Below are 19,984 nucleotides of genomic sequence, written 5' to 3' on the forward strand. Positions count from 1 at the left end.
TCAATAACAACAAGCACAGGACTAGCATGCTCGATCCAAATATACTGCGTAATGAGCTAGACGCAGTCGCCGAAAAACTGGCTCGCAGGGGTTATACCCTTGATGTGGAGACGCTGCGCAAACTAGAAGAGCGCCGCAAAGTTTTACAAGTTGAAACTGAAACCCTGCAAGCAGAACGTAATTCCCGATCGAAGGCTATTGGTGCAGCGAAAGCCCGTGGTGAAGATATTGAACCACTGCGTCAGGAAGTGAATCAGTTGGGAGAAAAGCTGGATTCAGCAAAAGCTGAACTGGAAACCTTGCAGGCTGAGATCCGTAATCTTGTATTAAGCATGCCGAATATCCCAGATGATTCTTCTCCGGACGGAAAAGATGACAGTGATAATCTGGAAATTAGTCGTTGGGGTGAACCACGCCAATATGACTTTGAAATCAAAGACCATGTATCACTGGGTGAACTGACTGGCGGCCTTGATTTTGCGGCTGCGGTTAAACTGACTGGCTCGCGTTTCGTAGTAATGAAAGGGCAGATCGCTCGTCTGCACCGTGCTATCACCCAGTTCATGCTGGATCTGCATACAGAGCAGCATGGTTATCTGGAAACTTACGTCCCTTATTTGGTTAACCATGATTCTTTATATGGTACGGGTCAGTTACCTAAGTTTGGTGAAGATCTGTTCCATACCAGACCTTTGGAAGAAGAATCCGGCAGTCATTATGCTTTGATTCCAACAGCGGAAGTCCCGGTCACTAACTTAGTTCGTGATGAAATTTTGGATGAAAGTGTGTTGCCATTGAAGATGACGGCGCATACCCCTTGCTTCCGTTCTGAAGCGGGTTCTTATGGTCGTGATACCCGTGGCCTTATCCGTATGCATCAGTTTGATAAGGTTGAATTGATTCAGATTGTTCATCCGGAAAAATCCATGGAAGCCTTGGAAGAACTGACTGGGCACGCTGAGAAGGTATTACAGTTACTGAATCTTCCTTACCGTAAGATGCTACTGTGCACAGGTGACATGGGAGCAAGCGCAAGAAAAACTTACGATTTGGAAGTTTGGTTACCAGCACAAAATACTTATCGTGAAATTTCCTCTTGTTCTAACACGTGGGATTTTCAGGCTCGTCGTATGCAAGCGCGTTTCCGCGGTAAAGATGACAAGAAAACTCAGTTGGTACATACATTGAATGGTTCTGGTCTTGCGGTAGGCCGTACCTTGGTTGCTGTGATGGAAAACTATCAGCAGGCAGATGGCCGCATTGAAATCCCAGAAGTATTGCGTCCTTATATGAATGGATTGGAATACATTGGATAATATCATATTTTCTTAATAAAAAAGCGCCGAATATGGCGCTTTTTTTACGAGCAACTCTCATAAATTAACTTGTCACAGTTACATCATCTTTCTGAGTTTCTTTTTTATAAAAAACACTGCAATAGGAGATGTAAGATGTTGCCAGATTCAATGGAATTGTGAATAGAACTCCTAAGAGGTTTTTCCATATAGCACTGAGGCTAATTGAAAGAGATTTTCCTACGCTAAAATCTTTCAATATAATCAAGGCTGGGGCAAACCAGGAACATGCAGTGGATAAGAACAAGGTAATTAGAAACACACAAAAAGGTAAAAATAATGCTTGTGAATCATCACTAGTGATCATTGCATCATAATTGCTATATAAGGAAAAATTATCGAAAATGACTTGAGAAAGGTCGTGTCCATTTATCAGAACAGAAATAAGATTTCCCTATATTTTTATTCCACAAACAATGATACCGATTGCCAATAAAGCACTACATTTATAGTGAAGGCCATAGAATAATGTTCCGAACTTAAATTTACCCGTCATTATTTGTGTTTCACAAATGGCAATAATTCCAGCTGAGAATAACGGATCCAGTAAATGACACAGGAGAAAACCAAAATCAGAAATGAAAAGGCTTAAATTAATAGCGCCATAGATAATCCCCATTAACACCCACATACCAAGTTTGGGAGAAATAAAATCCTATGCATCACCTATCCAGGCAATGGCAGCATTTGCCCCAATGGCTTGGCCATTGGAAATAAAGATAGCGTGTTCATTATCTGAGTTATTGTGTGATCTTTCTATATTTGGAGGAATACTTTTGTTATCCATTTTTTTCTCTTATATTGATAAGAGAGCTTACTCAATTTATGCATTCATCCCAAGAAAAAAATGTCATTGGATAGTCATAAGAAAGCGCTAAAAATAGCGCTTTTTACATATAAGTACCTATTGGAAAATATTTAATTGACTAAGTGAGATTTTGTTTCTTGGGTTTCTGTAGCATAAAAAATGCTGCGATAAGTTGTATAATAGGTTGCCATATACATAGGAAAAGTAGCAAGCAAACCTAAACCAAGTGGAATTGCCGAAATAAACACCAGAATACCCATCAGCAAGAAGAACAGGAAACCACTGAATAGGTTTTTTCTTACTGCACTTAAGCTCATCGATATTGCTTCACCAAATTTTAAATCATTAATGATAATCAGAGCAGGAGCAAACCAACTAAATGCAAGGGCAACGATGCTAAAGAACAATATAACCAACATTGCCAGCATTAAAGTAGAAAAACTACCCATTAATAGCATTGGATCTGAATCCTGTCCTGCCAATAATATTTGAATTATGCTTGTTCCCCCAAGTATAATAGCAGCAATGACACCAAGTATATATATGCCGAAGACAAGCGCACCAACAGCAACTAATGAGCCGAACTTATTTTTAAACCCATAGAAAAGTAATTCTATTTCAAAATCACCAGTTGTTCGCTGTTTTTCACTGGCAGCGATAAATCCAGCAATAAAGACTGAACCGAACAGGGCCGCGACAATACTAACGATAGGAATGAATTGCAAAGCTATTACTATAAGGAAATAGACTAAGGTTAGCAATATCCATTTCGGTGGCTTTGCTTTAAACATTTCCCATGCATTACCAATCCACTCTGTTGCAGCTCCAGCTCCTACAGCACGACCACCTGGAATGAATGTATCTTTTTCCTTGCTCAGAGAGACACTGTTCTCTCCTGAATTGAGGTTCATATCTTGAGTATCCATATTTTTCCGATTTATTTTATATTGAATGGCAATTACTGAATTGATTTTTCTCTATTTCATTAACACGATTCGTTATAGAAAACGGAGGGATTATCATATAAAAATTATTAATCAACAAGTATTAATTTTAATCCTTATCAGCGGAAAAAAAGGTGTTTTTATAGGTAATAATGAATGTATGTGATTTCTTTTATTAATTATTCTGAGATAATTTTGGCTTAATTTTCTAATTTATATCTACATAAAGTAAATGATTTTATTTTTGGTGTCATTTATTGTGTGTTTTTAGAATAAAATATTATACACATTGTTAGTAGGTTATGCTGATTTTTGCTTTATTTTGATCATATCAGGCTATATCCGGCCTGATATGATCTAGTTAGTAATAATTAACAGGGAAAAAAGAGTTGTTACCTGAGCTTAATATTTAGGATACGTACATACTTCGTATCAGTTGGCTAGGAACTTAAATTAAAGGTAATCAATACACCTTTATGATCAGTTGGCCAAACTCCTGTAGGCTGTTTAAATTTATCATGAGAGGTTTCTTTAACTCGCCCGCCTCTTACAATACTACCAGAAGGGCCGATGATAACGGCATCTTGTACTGTTAGGCGTGGATCAGAATGGTAAAAATAAAATCAATGCGATCACGTTCATCTGCTTTAGGTGCCCATACAAGCTTGTTGATGTCAGCATATGGGTTATCTGCCGCCCAGGTAAAACCAGGATATGCTACTGGATCGGTATATTTTACCCGATAGCTATCAAGATAATCTGCATTTGCTAATAATGTGGTTGATGTCCAAGGAACAACAGCACCGTGATGGTCAAAAAGATCTTTGGTTTTCTCTGACCAATCCATCCAAGATGGTTCATTAAAATCACCGGCCAATATAATAACGTGGTTTTTATTTACTTCATTTTTAGCATTACTTATAAATGAATTAATCGATTTTGGGCGATAGGATTTATTATTTTCTTTTAAGATATCATCAACATTAGTGTCTGGACCATTGGGTAATTCTTTCCAGGTGTTGCCATCATAACCTCTTGGAAGATAATTAGCCGCATTTTTATAATCTAAATGACCGGAATAAAAGTCTATATAAATATTATTTACCTTGACTAATGCTTTAGTGAATCTATCGAAACTATTATGATGAATTATAGGGTAACGGGAAAGAATACCAACATCGTTTTTTGATTTGTAAGAGTAGTAATTGAAACCTTTGTTATGCAGAGATTTTACTAATTTTCCAGTAAAAGCAGTATGATTATAATTTTCTACTTCACTAAGAGCTATAAGGTCAGGATGAGTATAAACGATAGTATTGACGATTCCTTGATAACCTTTTTTAACTTGAGCACCTTCCATCCAAATATCTAATGAAAGTACTGTAAATATGTAATTTTTTTCATTTATTTTAACTGGGGTTTTATTTTCTCCAGATGATTTTTCTTTATTTAGTAATGGGGTGTTTTGTTTTTCAGGTGCTGAATTTTTTGAAGGTAACTCTGTATTATTAGCTCGTATATTGAATGAAATTAATAGAAAACAAGGCATAAAAAGAGAAAGAAATAGATTTTTCATAATGATATCCTCAAAATGATAATGGAAAGTGATTCTCTCTTTTGTTGTATTGCAATTTGAAATGTATTAGATATGAAGTAAATTTTCTTAAAAAATAATAGTCGCAATGACATTGTAGAATGTAAAGGAAGTTAAAAATTTATTCAATATAATAACGGTAAGGAGGAGATTGGATCATAAGTCATTAACAAAGAAACTGACTTCAATGTTTGAAAGCCAGTTTCTATTAAGCATTATAGATTGCTTTATTAATTATATAGTTAATTATGAAGTGGCAGGAGTAAATCTAATAGATAACGTGATGCCCATAGCCACTTAAAATTTCTTTTACTCTCTCCATTGTCTCTTTTGATGGGGGCTTAACACCTTCCAATTTATATTCCTCCCCCATGGCAATCCATTTATGTTTACCGAGTTCGTGATAAGGTAATAGTTCTATTTTTTCAATATTTTTCATGTCTTTGGTGAATTCACCAAGTAAATGAACTGATTGATCATCATCCGACCAACCGGGAACAACAACATAACGGATCCAGGTTTTTTGATTGCGTTTTGTCAGATAACGTGCAAATTCGAGAGTCCGATGATTGGATACGCCAATTAATTTTTGGTGAATATCATCATTAAGTTGTTTTAAATCCAGCATAACCAAATCGGTAGCATCCAATAGTTCATCGATCACCGGATCATAACGGCGAACAAAGCCATTCGTATCGAGACAGGTATGAATGCCTTCTTCATGGCAAGCTCTGAACCAGTCACGAACAAATTCGGCTTGAAGAATTGCTTCACCACCGGAAGCCGTGACTCCACCACCGGAAGCATTCATAAAATGGCGATAGGTTGTTGCTTCTTTTATTAATTCTTCGACTGTTACAGTTTTTCCGCCATGGGTATCCCAAGTATCGCGGTTATGGCAATAGAGGCAGCGCATAAGGCAACCTTGGAAAAACGCGATAAAGCGGATACCGGGACCATCTACGGTTCCGCAAGATTCAAAAGAGTGGATACGGCCAAGTACGGACATGAAAGGACTTCTCCAAAACTAGCAAGCTAATAAAGGCCCCAAGGATTAAGGAGCCTTTATTGTAAGTTATTTCAATAGAAATAATGACATTTTACGTTAACGCGATTCTCATTGACTCTATTTCACGTCATTACACTATATTTTAATCATTACATGGTTTGAGTAAATGTACGGGTGATAACGTCCCGTTGCTGTTCTTTAGTCAAAGAATTAAACCGCACAGCGTAACCAGATACGCGAATAGTCAATTGCGGGTATTTCTCAGGATTTTCCATGGCATCCAACAGCATTTCGCGGTTCATCACGTTAATGTTCAGGTGCTGACCACCTTCGATATCTGCTTCGTGATGGAAATAACCGTCCATCAGGCCCGCCAGATTTGCTTTACGTACTTCATCATCTTTACCCAGTGCATTAGGTACAATAGAGAATGTGTATGAAATACCATCTTTGGCATAGGCAAACGGCAGTTTAGCGACCGAAGTCAATGAAGCAACTGCACCTTTTTGATCACGTCCGTGCATTGGATTAGCGCCTGGTCCGAATGGTGCGCCAGCACGACGTCCATCAGGAGTATTCCCCGTTTTCTTACCATAAACCACGTTTGAGGTAATAGTCAGTACAGACTGTGTTGGAACAGCATTACGGTATGTTTGCAGTTTCTGAATTTTCCTCATGAAGCGTTCAACCAGATCACAAGCGATATCATCGACACGTGGATCGTTGTTACCGAATTGTGGGTATTCACCTTCAATGTTGAAATCAATTGCTAAGCCATCTTCATCGCGGATTGGGGAAACTTTCGCGTATTTAATGGCAGACAATGAGTCAGCGGCAACGGATAGGCCTGCGATACCACATGCCATAGTACGGTATACATCACGATCGTGCAGTGCCATTAATGAAGCTTCATAGCTGTATTTGTCATGCATGTAGTGGATAATATTCAGGGCAGTGACATATTGTTTTGCCAGCCAATCCATGAAGTGATCCATACGCGCCATAACCTTGTCATAATCTAGCACCGCATCTTTCATTGGCTCTTCTTTCGGGCCAACTTGCATTTTCATTTTTTCATCCACGCCGCCGTTGATGGCATACAACATGGTTTTTGCAAGGTTTGCACGGGCGCCGAAGAACTGCATTTGTTTACCAACAACCATTGGGCTGACGCAGCATGCGATAGCGTAATCATCGCTGTTGAAGTCAGGGCGCATCAGGTCATCATTTTCATATTGCAGGGATGAGGTGTCGATAGAGACTTTTGCTGCAAACTTTTTAAAGTTAACAGGCAGTTTTTCAGACCATAGGATGGTCATGTTAGGTTCTGGGGATGGCCCCATGGTATATAGCGTATGCAGGAAACGGAAACTGTTTTTGGTTACAAGGGTGCGTCCATCTAAACCCATACCAGCCAGTGATTCGGTTGCCCAAATTGGGTCGCCAGAAAACAGCTCATCATACTCCGGAGTACGCAGGAAACGTACCATGCGCAGTTTCATGACCAAATGATCGATCAGCTCTTGAGCTTGTTGTTCAGTTAATTTACCTGCCTGAATATCACGTTCGATATAGATATCCAGGAAGGTCGAAACACGACCAAAGGACATTGCAGCCCCGTTTTGGGATTTAACGGCTGCCAGATAGGCAAAATAAGTCCATTGCACGGCTTCTTTGGCATTGGTAGCAGGATTGGAAATATCATAGCCATGTTTAGCAGCCATCTCTTTGATTTGACCAAGAGCACGATGCTGTTCGGCGAGTTCTTCGCGCAAACGAATGGTAGCTTCCAGGTTTTCGCCGTTTTCCAATTTTTCCTGTAGGGAAGTGAATTGGGCAAACTTTTCGTCACGCAGGAAGTCGATTCCGTACAATGCAACGCGACGGTAATCACCGATAATGCGACCACGGCCATAGGCGTCAGGCAAGCCAGTCAATACACCAGATTTACGGCATTTCAGAATATCGGGGGTGTAAACATCAAATACGCCCTGATTATGCGTCTTACGATATTCAGTGAAAATTTGTTTCAGTTTTGGGTCCAGGTCACGATTGTAAGCTTTACAGGAACCTTCAACCATTTTAATGCCGCCAAATGGAATAATGGCACGTTTTAGTGGTGCTTCGGTTTGCAGGCCAACAATTTGTTCCAGATCTTTTTCAATATAACCCGCATCATGAGAGGTAATTGTAGACGCAATGTCAGTATCAAAATCTATCGGTGCATGGGTGCGGTTTTCGATTTTGATACCTTCCATGACTTTTTCCCACAAAGCATTTGTTGCTTCTGTGGCGCCCGCGAGGAATGATTCATCACCTTCATACGGGGTATAGTTTTTCTGGATGAAATCACGGACATTGACTTCATTCTGCCAGCTACCCTCGTTAAAGCCTTGCCATGCTACTGAGAATTTTTCGTTTAACTCGGACATGATACTTCTACCTTTTAACAGTGGAACTTTTAAGAAATCTGATGTAGAGGCGAATTAATGATTTTTGCCGCCACGTAAATAAATCAACCAATAAGTCAATCCAACCAATACCGCACCACCAATGATGTTACCGATCGTGACAGGGATCAGGTTATCGGTAATAAAACTTGCAACATTAAGTTGAGGAAATCGTTCAGGGGTTGTTCCTACTTTCAACCAAAATTCATCTGGGGCGAAGTTTTTGATAATGATCCCAAACGGAATTAAAAACATGTTGGCGATACTGTGTTCAAAACCGCTGGCGACAAACATGCCAATTGGCAGGATCAGTGCGAATAATTTATCGATCAAACTGCGTCCGGCATAACTCATCCAGACCGCAAGACATACCATCAGATTGGCTAAAATACCCAGGCATATCGCCTCGATAAAGGAATGGTGCATTTTATGATCTGCTGTCTGTAATACATTCAGTCCCCAGGTTCCATTGGCAACGGCATATTGGCCGGAGTACCAAACCAAGGCCACGAAAAACAGGGCGCCAATCAGATTACCGATGTAAACGTTAATCCAGTTTTTGATCATTTGAGACCAGGTAATACGCCCCGTCGCTTTTGAAATAATCGTCAACACAGTGGAAGTGAAAAGATCGACGCCGCATATAACCACCAGCATCAAACCAAGGGAAAAACAGATCCCACCCGTTAATTTAGCTAATCCATAAGGAATGGAAGAGGTTCCTGTTGTTGCCGTAATATAAAAAACAAAAGCAATGGAAATAAATACACCTGCCATGATTGCCGATAAATAAGTCACTGTGGGATGTTTATTGACTTTATATACACCAATGTCATCAGCGATTTGTGCCATTACAGCAGGTGAAAATAAATTGAAAGGGTTGTCAGTTTTCATCCTAACACTCTCTTTATCCTTAATTAATCATAGCACGCATTGATAGTAACAAACGGGGATTGACCTGAATTTGATATGGATCATATTAGACCGAAAGTCTAATGAAATATGGCAGTTTAAATGTGGTGAGATAGAATTAATACTATGATTTATAAAGAAAAATATTTTTTAAAATTTATAAAAATTTTTTATATAAGCAGTTTTGGCCTTTTAGATATTAAAAGTAAAACAACAGGTTAAATTGTCATTTATTTGTTATTTCAAAATAAATTATATTTAACCTGCATTTTACTTTTTATGATAAATAAACGTTAATGCAACAGTTTATTTATTGGTCCAAAATTCACGCTTAGCTTTTTGCAGTTTATCATAAGCATTTAATAATGCTTGATGAGCGGGCAGTGCTTTTAATTCTGAATCAATAGGCCATAGACCATAGAAGCAGTTTTCTCCGGCAATGGCCGCTGAAGCAGCATCAACAGTGTCTTGGCCGTACATTTTTACAAATGCCTGATAATATTGCTCTGGTTGGCGATCTTCTTCTTGGGTTAACAGTAACAACGTTTGCAGGCAGCGATAATAGTTAGCTCGCTCAGCGGTGAAAACAGAAGCATTGAAATCCTGTGTCCATTCAACCCAAATCAGTGCTTGTTCCAAATCATTGCCTGCCAGTGCCAGCATGGATTTTAATTCACCGATACGCAGGTTGCTCCAACCGTTATCTTTACCTACCGCAACTCCCAGTAACTCACGGACACGGGTGAAGTCATCTAAACCTTCATCATCTAGCTGTTCGAGAAAAGCCAGATACTCTCCTGGTTGCCATTGACTTTCCGGCAAAGCCAGAATGGTATCACGCAGATGAGTTCCCATGGTGTTATTAGCAATGTGCAAATCTTCGACCGGATAAATATCTGACATACCGGGAACCAGAATGCGGCAGGCGTAAATGCCAAGGTGCTCATAATCAGCGATATAGACTTCAGCATCCAGTTTATTGAAAATCCCCATCAAGGTGGTGAACTCTTCTTCTGTTGTTCCGCTGAAATTCCAGTCAACAAACTCATAGTCAGCATCTTGCTTGAATAGATCCCAACTGATTACACCGCTGGAATCAATAAAGTGAGTTTCCAGATTGGTATGCTCAGAAACTTCTTCATTATCAAAGCTTGGTGGGGTGAAAACATCCAGATCTTTCAGGCTCCGGCCTTGCAGCAGTTCTGTGACTGTGCGCTCCAGTGCAACACCAAAATCAGGATGAGCGCCAAAGGAAGCAAAACAAGTGCCATTATTAGGATTGAACAGTACGACGCAAATGACCGGGAACTGCCCACCAAGTGAAGCGTCGTAACAATAGATAGGAAAGCCTTCTTCCTGCAATTTATTGACTGATTCAATGACGCTTGGGTAGCGGTTCATAATATCTTGTGGAATTTCAGGCAGGCTGATGCATTCTGCGATAATGCGGTTCTTCACATAGCGCTCAAATACTTCAGATAATCCCTGTACACGCGCTTCGTTCATGGTATTGCCAGCTGACATACCGTTTGAAACATACAGATTTCCGACAATATTCATTGGAATATAAATCGTTTGATTATCTGACTGACGATTAAATGGCAGGGCGCAGATCCCCCGCTCTTCATTACCAGATTGCAGATCCACTAATTGGCTAGCACAAAGCGCATTATCTGGATTGTAAAAACGATGCAGACGTTCGTCTAAGATACCTTCTGGCAGAGAGTCATCTTCTGGCAACGGGAACCATTTTTCATTTGGGTAATGAACAAACTCACTATTAGCAACGGTATCACCCAGATAAAAATCAGCAAAGAAATAATTTGTCGATAGACGCTCAAAATATTCTCCCAATGCGGAGGCCAATGCAGCTTTCTTGCTGGCACCCTTGCCATTGGTAAAGCACAGTGGGCAGTCGCGATCGCGAATATGTACTGACCAAACATTCGGAACAGGATTCAGCCATGAGGCTTCTTCAATATTAAAACCAAGGGACTTCAGTTTGTGCTGAAAGCGGTTAATGGAGTCCTCTAACGCGGCGTCTTTGCCTGGGATATAGGTTTGCGTCATCGTGATTCACTTCAATGTATGTTAAAGGCGTATATCATACGGCGTTTTTTTTATCCGCTCTATCAGTTCCCAAAAATTATTGTTAATTAGAGTTTATTTATTCTTGGTTTACATAATAAAATAGCTTTTTTTACAAGAGGTTGAATAATGAAAAAGACTAAAATAACAGCAATAGCCGGTTTTCTGGCTTTAGTTAGCGGTTCTGCTTTCGCTTTACCGAATATTACTGTTTTGGCAACAGGGGGTACAATTGCTGGGGGGGGTGAATCGGCAACTCAATCTAGTTATACTGCAGGTAAAGTGGGCATTGATTCGTTGCTGAATGCTGTACCAGCAATTAAAAACATTGCTGATTTGAAAGGTGAGCAGGTTGTCAGCATCGGTTCTCAGGACATGAACGATCAAGTATGGCTGACTCTGGCGAAGAAAATCAATGCGGAATGTGACAAAACTGACGGTTTTGTTATCACCCACGGTACTGACACCATGGAAGAAACTGCTTATTTCCTCGAACTGACCACCCAATGCCAGAAGCCTATCGTGATGGTTGGTGCAATGCGTCCATCTACAGCACTGGGTGCTGACGGTCCGTTGAACCTGTACAACGCTGTTGTTGTTGCGGCTGATAAAAACTCAGCAAACCGTGGTGTGCTGCTGGCGATGAATGACTCCGTGATCCATGGTCGTGACATCAGTAAACTGAGCACAACTGAAGTTCAGGCGTTTCAGGCTGTGAATGCTGGTGCACAGGGCTTCGTTCACGATGGCAAAGTACGCTACTATTCTGCGGCACCTGTAAAAGCAAGCAAAGCCGTTTTTGATGTGAGCGAATTGGATAAATTGCCGAAAGTTGGCATCGTTTATAACTACTCCAACGCTTCTGATCTGCCAGCAAAAGCTTTCGTTGAAAATGGTTATCAGGGCATTGTCAGTGCAGGTGTAGGTAACGGTAACATCTATAAGTCCATTTTTGACACATTGACTAAGGCAGCTAAAAATGGTGTTGTTGTCGTTCGCTCCAGCCGTATTCCTTTCGGCTACACTACCCAGAATGCTGAAGTTAACGACAGCAAATATGGCTTTGTGGCTTCAGAGCGTTTGAACCCACAGAAAGCCCGCGTTCTTCTGCAATTGGCTCTGACGCAAACTTCTGATGTAGAAAAAATTCAGGAAATGTTTGGTAAGTATTAATTCCTGATTTAACTATATAAAAAGGCGCATTCGATGCGCCTTTTTATATTTTTACTTTCAATTCTATTGATTCAGTTGGTGTGTTAATTTTCCACAAGTGCCTTGAAAATCTTGAATTTTTCTAGGTGTACCATCACGGCCATTATAAACTGAAACATCAATACACTTATTTCTTACATTCATCAACAGAAAATCACCTTGGAATAAGGCACCACTATTATATATCCTGGCATTACCAAAGATGGGATCTCCTCCATTTTTATTAGATTCTTTAACCTGATGAGTATGACCAATAAATACTGCCATAACGTTATATTTTTCAATTAAATTTTTGAATTCTTTTTTCTGTTCATCTGTACTTTTTTGAATAAAACTTTGCGTGCCATCATGAAAATTAAGAATACTTGCTTTTCCTCTGGAATAGGCTTTTGTTAAATCGGTTTTTAACCATGCCATCGAATTTTTTATATATATTGTTGGGGCGGCATAGTGATCCAATGTAACCCAATAAGTTGGGTAGTTCTGTAGTTGAACATAATGAATATTACCGAAATCCCATGAATAGGCTAAGCTACCGCTATGTTTATCATTATTATAATCACTATTGAAATTTAATAGCTGCTCATTCTGATAGTTATCACTTATCTCTGATGCCATATTATCGACAGACCACCTCGCACAGGCATTTTTACTAAAATCAAAATGCCAATATTCCGTACAATCATTTACATTGTTTTGGTAGTCATGATTACCAAGGCCAAAATAAAATGGGAATAATAATTTATTGTATATTAAATAGAAGTCATCTCTGGTGTTCTGGCGACCAAACTCAGTCATATCACCATTGATAATACCGAAATCTACTAATCCTTGTAGGTGTAACTCGTTAATGCTTTTTACAACATTGCGGTTTCTGTTTTTCCAAGGTTCCTCATTTGCAAAAGCGTTTGGATCTCCGGTTTCTAATCTCCATGGCTGCGGATCAGACATTACAATGACCTTATAATTTCTGGTTAAGTGTTTTTTAAGGAATGTGACTCTTATTCCGGTATTCTCTCCATGTATTAAAGAATATCCCGTTAAATAGCTATCTTGTTTATTCGTGGTAATATCATATGAATTTTTTCCAAAAAAGGGAATGTTCCAATGTATAGTTATTTTGGCGCCATCTGAGGCTTTGTATACAGCTGTGCCTTCGGTGTTATTCATACGCGAATTGTCAAACATAAAATTCACTCTTTCACCCATTAATACTTTTTGAGGAGGTTTGGTACTCCATGTGCCATTTTTTAGGGATGACGAATCTAATTCCAGAATAGAGTCGGTGCTATTTTTAATACTAATAAGTGTTGAGCTGAGTGCACGAATAGAAAATGTAGATAAAAACAATAAGATAATAAACATTAGGTAGGGTAATGTAGATTGATTTATTTTTTTCATTTTTTATTTCCTTTAGCATGATCGTAACTTGTTGATATATTTTACTGATTAATTTGATTAATGAATAATTCAGTTTTGAAGAATGAAGGTGAGTTTATGTTGAGACGTTTTTTGTTGTTTCGTGAAAAGGGTATATTTGAAAGTCTCGATTGATTTTGTCAAGGATTTATTTGAATAAGTAATGTGGTTTTGATGCAATAAATTGTTTTTTTTAATTTTATGATTTAAATCTTTTCGGTAAGTGGTGTGTTTTATTATTAATATTCTAAGTTTGTTTTTATTTTGAGTGTTAAGCAAAGACGATATTATCCAGGCTTGATTTTTTGATTTTTTGATTTTTTGATTTTTTGTTATTCGGATTATAGTTTATTGCGTTATTTGTAATAAGGTGATCTATCAGAGAGTTATGCTGTAGTTGACAATTGTAGTTTACAATAAATGTTTAATAATTATTGCAGCAGCAAGGCGGGAGTGATAAAACCAATGCGTCCGATTTTATTGTATCCATTGATAGGGTGAAGTTAATGAGTCAGGTATATAATTTCAGCGCTGGTCCAGCTATGTTGCCAGCAGAAGTGTTACGACGTGCAGAGCAGGAACTTTGCAACTGGCACGGCTTGGGGACATCTGTAATGGAAATTAGTCACCGTAGCAAAGAGTTTGTGGCTGTTGCGGCAGAAGCAGAAAAAGATCTCCGAGATTTATTAGCAATACCTGAGAATTACAAAGTACTGTTTTGTCATGGCGGTGCTCGTGGGCAATTTTCGGCGTTACCACTGAATTTACTGGGTGATAAACCGACAGCAGATTACATCGTTAGTGGCTACTGGTCTGAATGTGCAGCGAAAGAAGCAGAAAAATATTGCACTCCAAACATCATTGATATCAGGACAGAAATGGGCGGTGTCAAAGGTGTGAAGCCGATGAGTGAATGGGCGTTGAGCAGTGATGCTGCCTATATCCATTATTGTCCTAATGAAACTATTGAAGGCATTGCCATTTTTGAAGAGCCTAATTTTGGTGATGATAAAATTGTCATTGCCGATTACTCTTCAACCATTCTCTCTGCACCAATTGATGTTAGCCGTTATGGTGTCATTTATGCTGGGGCACAAAAAAATATTGGGCCAGCAGGGATTACCGTTGTCATTATTCGTGAAGATCTACTGGGTAAAGCACACCAGCATACGCCATCTATTCTGGATTATACTGTGCAGGTTCAATACGACTCCATGTATAACACGCCCCCGACATTTGCATGGTATTTGTCTGGCATGGTATTCAAATGGTTGAAAGAGCAGGGAGGGCTACAAGAAATCAGTAAACGCAATCATGCTAAAGCCGAACACCTTTATCATGCGGTTGATAACAGTAAGTTGTATATCAACCGTGTTGCTCCTCAAAACCGTTCTATCATGAATGTGCCATTCCAACTGGCTAACCCAGCGTTAGATAGCCAGTTTTTGGAAGAAGCTTATGCACACGGGTTACATGCATTGAAAGGGCACAAAGTTGCGGGTGGCGCTCGTGCTTCGATTTATAACGCCATGCCTTATGAAGGTGTGAAAGCATTAGTTGAATTTATGGCTGATTTTGAACGCCGCAATGCATAATTTTTTATCGTCGGGAGGGGTAAAGTCTCCCGATCTTAAAATCCTCGATTTATCCTAACAACTAAAATCATATCTGGAGATTCCTCCCTTTATGCAATCCCTGACGTTACAACCTATTTCCCATATTAATGGAACAATTAACTTGCCTGGTTCTAAAAGCGTTTCTAACCGCGCTTTGTTACTTGCTGCTCTCGCTAAGGGAACAACCCGATTGACCAATTTGTTGGATAGCGATGATATCCGTTACATGCTTAATGCTCTGACTGCATTAGGTATTTCCTATCGTCTCTCTGCTGATCGTACTAACTGTGAAGTAGATGGCATTGGAGGCCGTATTACGGGCAAAAGCGGCATCGAACTGTTTTTGGGCAATGCTGGTACAGCAATGCGTCCATTGGCCGCGGCTCTATGTTTAGGAAACGGCGGTATGGACGTGGTATTGACCGGTGAACCTCGTATGAAAGAGCGTCCAATTGGTCACTTAGTTGATGCATTGCGTCAAGGCGGAGCAGAAATTGATTATCTTGAACAGGAAAATTACCCACCTTTACATATCAAAGGGGGGTTTTTAGGCGGAAAAGTTACCGTTGACGGTAGTGTTTCCAGTCAGTTCCTAACCGCCTTGTTGATGGCAGCTCCATTGGCAAAAAACGATACGGAAATTCGCATACAAGGTGATTTGGTTTCTAAACCTTATATTGATATTACATTGGCACTGATGAAAAGTTTTGGTGTAACGGTAGACAATGGACAATATCAGGTGTTTCACATTAAAGGTCAGCAGCAATATTTGTCTCCGGGACAATATTTGGTGGAAGGTGATGCTTCATCGGCATCTTATTTTCTGGCTGCGGCGGCAATTAAAGGTGGAACCGTTCGTGTCACGGGCATTGGCAGGAATAGCCTGCAAGGGGATACCAAATTTGCCAATGTGTTAGAACAGATGGGGGCAACTATTCGTTGGGGGGATGATTTTGTTGAATGTGAACGCGGTACATTGACAGGCATTGATATGGATATGAATGCTATTCCTGACGCTGCAATGACAATTGCGACGACCGCGTTGTTTGCACAGGGAGAAACCGTTATCCGCAATATCTACAATTGGCGGGTAAAAGAAACTGATCGGCTAAATGCAATGGCAACTGAATTGAGAAAAATAGGTGCCGAAGTGGAAGAGGGACATGATTATATTCGAATTTCTCCGCCAGAAAAGCTCAATCATGCTGAAATTAAGACCTATAATGATCACCGCATTGCGATGTGTTTCTCGTTGGTGGCTCTGTCGGATACCCCAGTCACCATCCTTGATCCAGGCTGTACAGCAAAGACATTCCCAGATTATTTCAATCAGCTTGAAAAGCTCAGCCAGTACGCCAAATAGACGGAGAGGCAAAAGTAGGTAGGGACAGAAATAAATGGGTTTTGCCTGTTTCTCTCATTTGCTGAGCGCGTATAATAAGACAGGTTTTTATTGCTTACTAATTAAGCAATTTTTTGCATTCGGTAAATGACCTGTCTGTTATACGAATGTTATGCGAAAAGGAGGATAATGATGGCGGCGATAGCCCCAGTAATAACCGTTGATGGGCCAAGTGGTGCTGGCAAGGGAACACTATGTCAGGCATTGGCGGAAGCGTTAGATTGGCAGTTGCTTGATTCAGGTGCCATTTATCGTGTATTGGCACTGGCTGCCATCCATCATCAGGTGGATATCCAGTCTGAAGACGCACTGGTTCCTCTGGCTGCAAACCTGGATGTTCGTTTTGTGCCTGCAAATGGCAAACTCCGGGTTATTCTGGAAGGCGAAGATGTCAGCAATGAAATTCGTACCGAAGCTGTTGGAAATACGGCTTCACAGGCGGCGACATTCCCACGTGTCCGTGAAGCACTTTTACGTCGGCAGAGAGCTTTCCGTATTGTCCCTGGACTGATAGCTGATGGTCGTGATATGGGAACCGTTGTATTTCCTGACGCGCCAGTGAAAATATTTCTTGATGCAAGTGCGGAAGAACGCGCCCGCAGACGTATGTTGCAGTTGCAGGAGAGAGGTTTTAGTGTTAACTTTGAAAATCTTTTGTCCGAGATACAAGAACGGGACTTCCGCGATCGCAATCGGGCCGTTGCGCCTTTAGTGCCGGCAAAAGATGCATTGATCCTGGATTCGACCAGCATGTCTATCGAAGACGTGATTGATAAAGCACTGGCTTATGTGAGAAACGCGCTGGAAATACCCGCATAATCGTTAATTTTCTCAAATACACTATTGCAGTAGTGTATCGAGAAGATGTATATAGAATTCTGGTGTATTGGTAGTGAAATATTCTGGTACACTAAAACACCTTGTAACAGGGAAAAGTTGCGAGGTATGTAAAACAACCCCATTCGGCTGGAAGCTAGATGGACGTTAATTAAAAATCTTGAAGATCATAAACATGACAGAATCTTTTGCTCAACTCTTTGAAGAATCCCTACAGGCTATCGAAACCCGTCCAGGCGCCATCGTTCGTGGTGTTGTGGTTGCTATCGATAAAGACGTTGTATTGGTTGACGCAGGCCTGAAATCAGAATCTGCAATTCCTGTAGAACAATTCAAAAATGCTCAAGGTGAGCTGGAAATCCAAGTTGGCGATGAAATCGACGTAGCTTTGGATGCGGTAGAAGATGGTTTTGGTGAAACTGTCTTGTCTCGTGAGAAAGCGAAACGTCACGAAGCATGGCTGATGCTGGAAAAAGCATACGAAGAAGCTGAAACTGTCACTGGTATTATCAATGGCAAAGTAAAAGGTGGCTTCACTGTAGAACTGAACGGTATCCGTGCGTTCCTGCCAGGTTCACTGGTTGACGTTCGCCCAGTTCGTGACACTGCTCACCTTGAAGGCAAAGAGCTTGAGTTCAAAGTCATCAAGCTGGATCAGAAACGCAACAACGTAGTTGTTTCTCGTCGTGCAGTTATCGAATCTGAAAACAGCGCAGAACGTGATCAGCTGCTGGAAAACTTGCAAGAAGGCATGGAAGTTAAAGGTATCGTTAAGAACCTGACTGACTACGGTGCATTCGTTGATCTGGGCGGCGTTGATGGCCTGCTGCACATTACTGATATGGCTTGGAAACGTGTTAAACACCCAAGCGAAATCGTCAATGTGGGCGATGAAATCACAGTTAAGGTACTGAAATTCGACCGTGAGCGTACTCGCGTATCTCTGGGTCTGAAACAACTGGGTGAAGATCCATGGGTAGCAATCGCTAAACGTTATCCAGAAAGTACTAAACTGACTGGTCGCGTAACTAACCTGACTGATTACGGCTGCTTCGTTGAAATCGAAGAAGGCGTTGAAGGTCTGGTACACGTTTCAGAAATGGATTGGACCAACAAGAACATCCACCCATCCAAAGTTGTTAACGTTGGTGACGTTGTGGAAGTTATGGTTCTGGATATCGATGAAGAACGTCGTCGTATCTCCCTGGGCCTGAAACAGTGCAAAGCTAACCCTTGGCAGCAATTTGCTGAGACTCACAACAAGAACGATCGCGTTGAAGGTAAAATCAAGTCTATCACTGACTTTGGTATCTTCATCGGTCTGGAAGGCGGCATCGACGGTCTGGTTCACTTGTCTGACATCTCCTGGAACGTTGCAGGTGAAGAAGCAGTTCGTGAATACAAGAAAGGCGACGAAATCGCTGCTGTAGTTCTGCAAGTAGATGCAGAGCGTGAGCGTATCTCTCTGGGCATCAAGCAACTGGCAGAAGATCCATTCAACAATTACCTGTCTGTAAACAAGAAAGGTGTAATTGTTACTGGTAAAGTCACTGCAGTTGACGCAAAAGGTGCTACAGTTGAATTAGCTGACGGCGTTGAAGGTTACCTGCGTGCATCAGAAGCTTCTCGTGACCGCGTTGAAGATGCAACTCAAGTTCTGAACGTTGGCGATGAAGTTGAAGCTAAATATGTTGGCGTTGATCGCAAAAACCGCGTAATCAACCTGTCTGTTCGTGCAAAAGACGAAGCTGATGAAAAAGACGCTATCGCTTCTGTGAACAAACAAGAAGACACAAACTTCGCTAACAATGCAATGGCTGAAGCTTTCAAAGCAGCTAAAGGCGAATAATCTAAGTCAATAACGGCGGGTAATATTCTCTATAATGAGAATATTACCCGAATACGGTAGTTTAGGGAGGTACCATGACCAAGTCTGAATTAATCGAAAGACTTGCAGAGCAGCAATCTCACATGCCGGCCAAAGCCGTTGAAGATGCAGTGAAAGAAATGCTTGATCATATGGCAGAAACACTAGCCGCAGGTGAACGTATTGAAGTTCGCGGATTCGGCAGCTTTTCTCTTCACTACCGGGCTCCGCGTGTGGGCCGTAATCCAAAAACAGGTGATAAAGTGGAATTGGACGGTAAATACGTTCCTCACTTTAAACCCGGTAAAGAATTGCGTGACCGCGTGAATATCTATAGCGATAGCTAAGATATCAGTTATTACTTAATTAAACTAACGGCGCCCTAGGGTGCCGTTTTTTGTGTTTCTGGTTTTTGTGAGAATAGACGTATTTTTTTGAATCGTTTCTTCTGCTTAAAAGTTAATTTGCGAA

15 protein-coding genes are annotated in these 19,984 nt (G+C 40.6%); 7 read left to right on the plus strand and 8 right to left on the minus strand.

Going from position 1 to position 19,984, the window contains the following annotated elements; genetic code table 11:
• Window positions 1-26: 26 nt before the first annotated feature.
• Window positions 27-1,316, plus strand: coding sequence for a serine--tRNA ligase (gene serS / locus Xets_RS07695; protein ID WP_099131974.1), 1,290 nt, complete (start codon window positions 27-29; stop codon window positions 1,314-1,316).
• A gap of 694 nt (window positions 1,317-2,010) precedes the next feature.
• Here serS and Xets_RS24290 read toward each other — a convergent pair.
• The 7 genes from Xets_RS24290 to ycaO all read right to left on the minus strand — a co-directional run bounded on the left by Xets_RS24290 (window position 2,011) and on the right by ycaO (window position 11,142).
• On the minus strand, window positions 2,011-2,142 hold the full coding sequence (locus Xets_RS24290; protein WP_255430577.1) for a hypothetical protein: 132 nt from the start codon (window positions 2,140-2,142) through the stop codon (window positions 2,011-2,013).
• A gap of 131 nt (window positions 2,143-2,273) precedes the next feature.
• Window positions 2,274-3,089, minus strand: a complete 816-nt coding sequence (locus tag Xets_RS07700; protein WP_099131976.1) for a BPSS1780 family membrane protein — start codon at window positions 3,087-3,089, stop codon at window positions 2,274-2,276.
• 610 nt (window positions 3,090-3,699) lie between these two features.
• Window positions 3,700-4,683 (minus strand): endonuclease/exonuclease/phosphatase family protein, encoded by a 984-nt coding sequence (locus Xets_RS07705; RefSeq protein WP_222941535.1) that lies wholly within the window; start codon window positions 4,681-4,683, stop codon window positions 3,700-3,702.
• A 286-nt stretch (window positions 4,684-4,969) separates the two neighbouring features.
• On the minus strand, window positions 4,970-5,710 hold the full coding sequence (gene pflA, locus Xets_RS07710; RefSeq protein WP_099133869.1) for a pyruvate formate lyase 1-activating protein: 741 nt from the start codon (window positions 5,708-5,710) through the stop codon (window positions 4,970-4,972).
• Window positions 5,711-5,859: 149 nt separating this feature from the next.
• Entirely contained in the window at window positions 5,860-8,142 is a 2,283-nt protein-coding gene (gene pflB, locus Xets_RS07715) for a formate C-acetyltransferase (protein ID WP_099133868.1), read from the minus strand.
• Between the two features lie 54 nt (window positions 8,143-8,196).
• Entirely contained in the window at window positions 8,197-9,054 is an 858-nt protein-coding gene (gene focA, locus Xets_RS07720; RefSeq protein WP_099133867.1) for a formate transporter FocA, read from the minus strand.
• 324 nt (window positions 9,055-9,378) lie between these two features.
• On the minus strand, window positions 9,379-11,142 hold the full coding sequence (gene ycaO, locus Xets_RS07725) for a 30S ribosomal protein S12 methylthiotransferase accessory factor YcaO (RefSeq protein WP_187651395.1): 1,764 nt from the start codon (window positions 11,140-11,142) through the stop codon (window positions 9,379-9,381).
• Between the two features lie 147 nt (window positions 11,143-11,289).
• Here ycaO and ansB point away from each other — a divergent pair, with 147 nt between their 5' ends.
• Window positions 11,290-12,333, plus strand: coding sequence for an L-asparaginase 2 (ansB, locus tag Xets_RS07730; RefSeq protein ID WP_099133865.1), 1,044 nt, complete (start codon window positions 11,290-11,292; stop codon window positions 12,331-12,333).
• 63 nt (window positions 12,334-12,396) lie between these two features.
• On the opposite strand, the gene Xets_RS07735 is transcribed toward ansB, so the two are convergent.
• Window positions 12,397-13,773, minus strand: a complete 1,377-nt coding sequence (locus tag Xets_RS07735) for a metallophosphoesterase (protein WP_099133864.1) — start codon at window positions 13,771-13,773, stop codon at window positions 12,397-12,399.
• Between the two features lie 524 nt (window positions 13,774-14,297).
• Between Xets_RS07735 and serC the strand changes: the two genes are divergently transcribed.
• The 5 genes from serC to ihfB all read left to right on the plus strand — a co-directional run bounded on the left by serC (window position 14,298) and on the right by ihfB (window position 19,860).
• Entirely contained in the window at window positions 14,298-15,386 is a 1,089-nt protein-coding gene (gene serC / locus Xets_RS07740) for a 3-phosphoserine/phosphohydroxythreonine transaminase (protein WP_099133863.1), read from the plus strand.
• A gap of 91 nt (window positions 15,387-15,477) precedes the next feature.
• Entirely contained in the window at window positions 15,478-16,770 is a 1,293-nt protein-coding gene (gene aroA, locus Xets_RS07745) for a 3-phosphoshikimate 1-carboxyvinyltransferase (RefSeq protein WP_099133862.1), read from the plus strand.
• A gap of 171 nt (window positions 16,771-16,941) precedes the next feature.
• The gene (gene cmk, locus Xets_RS07750) at window positions 16,942-17,628 is read left to right on the plus strand and encodes a (d)CMP kinase (protein WP_099133861.1); all 687 of its coding nucleotides are present in this window, start codon (window positions 16,942-16,944) and stop codon (window positions 17,626-17,628) included.
• Between the two features lie 193 nt (window positions 17,629-17,821).
• Complete coding sequence (gene rpsA, locus Xets_RS07755; protein ID WP_099133860.1) at window positions 17,822-19,495, plus strand: 30S ribosomal protein S1; 1,674 nt, start codon at window positions 17,822-17,824, stop codon at window positions 19,493-19,495.
• A 74-nt stretch (window positions 19,496-19,569) separates the two neighbouring features.
• A complete protein-coding gene (gene ihfB / locus Xets_RS07760) occupies window positions 19,570-19,860 on the plus strand; it encodes an integration host factor subunit beta (protein WP_045969974.1) in 291 nt (96 codons plus the stop codon).
• Window positions 19,861-19,984: the final 124 nt, after the last annotated feature.

This window comes from Xenorhabdus sp. TS4, from assembly GCF_014467265.1.
Lineage (GTDB): Bacteria > Pseudomonadota > Gammaproteobacteria > Enterobacterales > Enterobacteriaceae > Xenorhabdus > Xenorhabdus ehlersii.

Coding starts and splice junctions, on each gene's coding strand:
- serS (WP_099131974.1), top strand. CDS start 27: ATGCTCGATCCAAATATACTGCGTAATGAGCTAGACGCAGTCGCCGAA.
- Xets_RS24290 (WP_255430577.1), bottom strand. CDS start 2,142: ATGGATAACAAAAGTATTCCTCCAAATATAGAAAGATCACACAATAAC.
- Xets_RS07700 (WP_099131976.1), bottom strand. CDS start 3,089: ATGGATACTCAAGATATGAACCTCAATTCAGGAGAGAACAGTGTCTCT.
- Xets_RS07705 (WP_222941535.1), bottom strand. CDS start 4,683: ATGAAAAATCTATTTCTTTCTCTTTTTATGCCTTGTTTTCTATTAATT.
- pflA (WP_099133869.1), bottom strand. CDS start 5,710: ATGTCCGTACTTGGCCGTATCCACTCTTTTGAATCTTGCGGAACCGTA.
- pflB (WP_099133868.1), bottom strand. CDS start 8,142: ATGTCCGAGTTAAACGAAAAATTCTCAGTAGCATGGCAAGGCTTTAAC.
- focA (WP_099133867.1), bottom strand. CDS start 9,054: ATGAAAACTGACAACCCTTTCAATTTATTTTCACCTGCTGTAATGGCA.
- ycaO (WP_187651395.1), bottom strand. CDS start 11,142: ATGACGCAAACCTATATCCCAGGCAAAGACGCCGCGTTAGAGGACTCC.
- ansB (WP_099133865.1), top strand. CDS start 11,290: ATGAAAAAGACTAAAATAACAGCAATAGCCGGTTTTCTGGCTTTAGTT.
- Xets_RS07735 (WP_099133864.1), bottom strand. CDS start 13,773: ATGAAAAAAATAAATCAATCTACATTACCCTACCTAATGTTTATTATC.
- serC (WP_099133863.1), top strand. CDS start 14,298: ATGAGTCAGGTATATAATTTCAGCGCTGGTCCAGCTATGTTGCCAGCA.
- aroA (WP_099133862.1), top strand. CDS start 15,478: ATGCAATCCCTGACGTTACAACCTATTTCCCATATTAATGGAACAATT.
- cmk (WP_099133861.1), top strand. CDS start 16,942: ATGGCGGCGATAGCCCCAGTAATAACCGTTGATGGGCCAAGTGGTGCT.
- rpsA (WP_099133860.1), top strand. CDS start 17,822: ATGACAGAATCTTTTGCTCAACTCTTTGAAGAATCCCTACAGGCTATC.
- ihfB (WP_045969974.1), top strand. CDS start 19,570: ATGACCAAGTCTGAATTAATCGAAAGACTTGCAGAGCAGCAATCTCAC.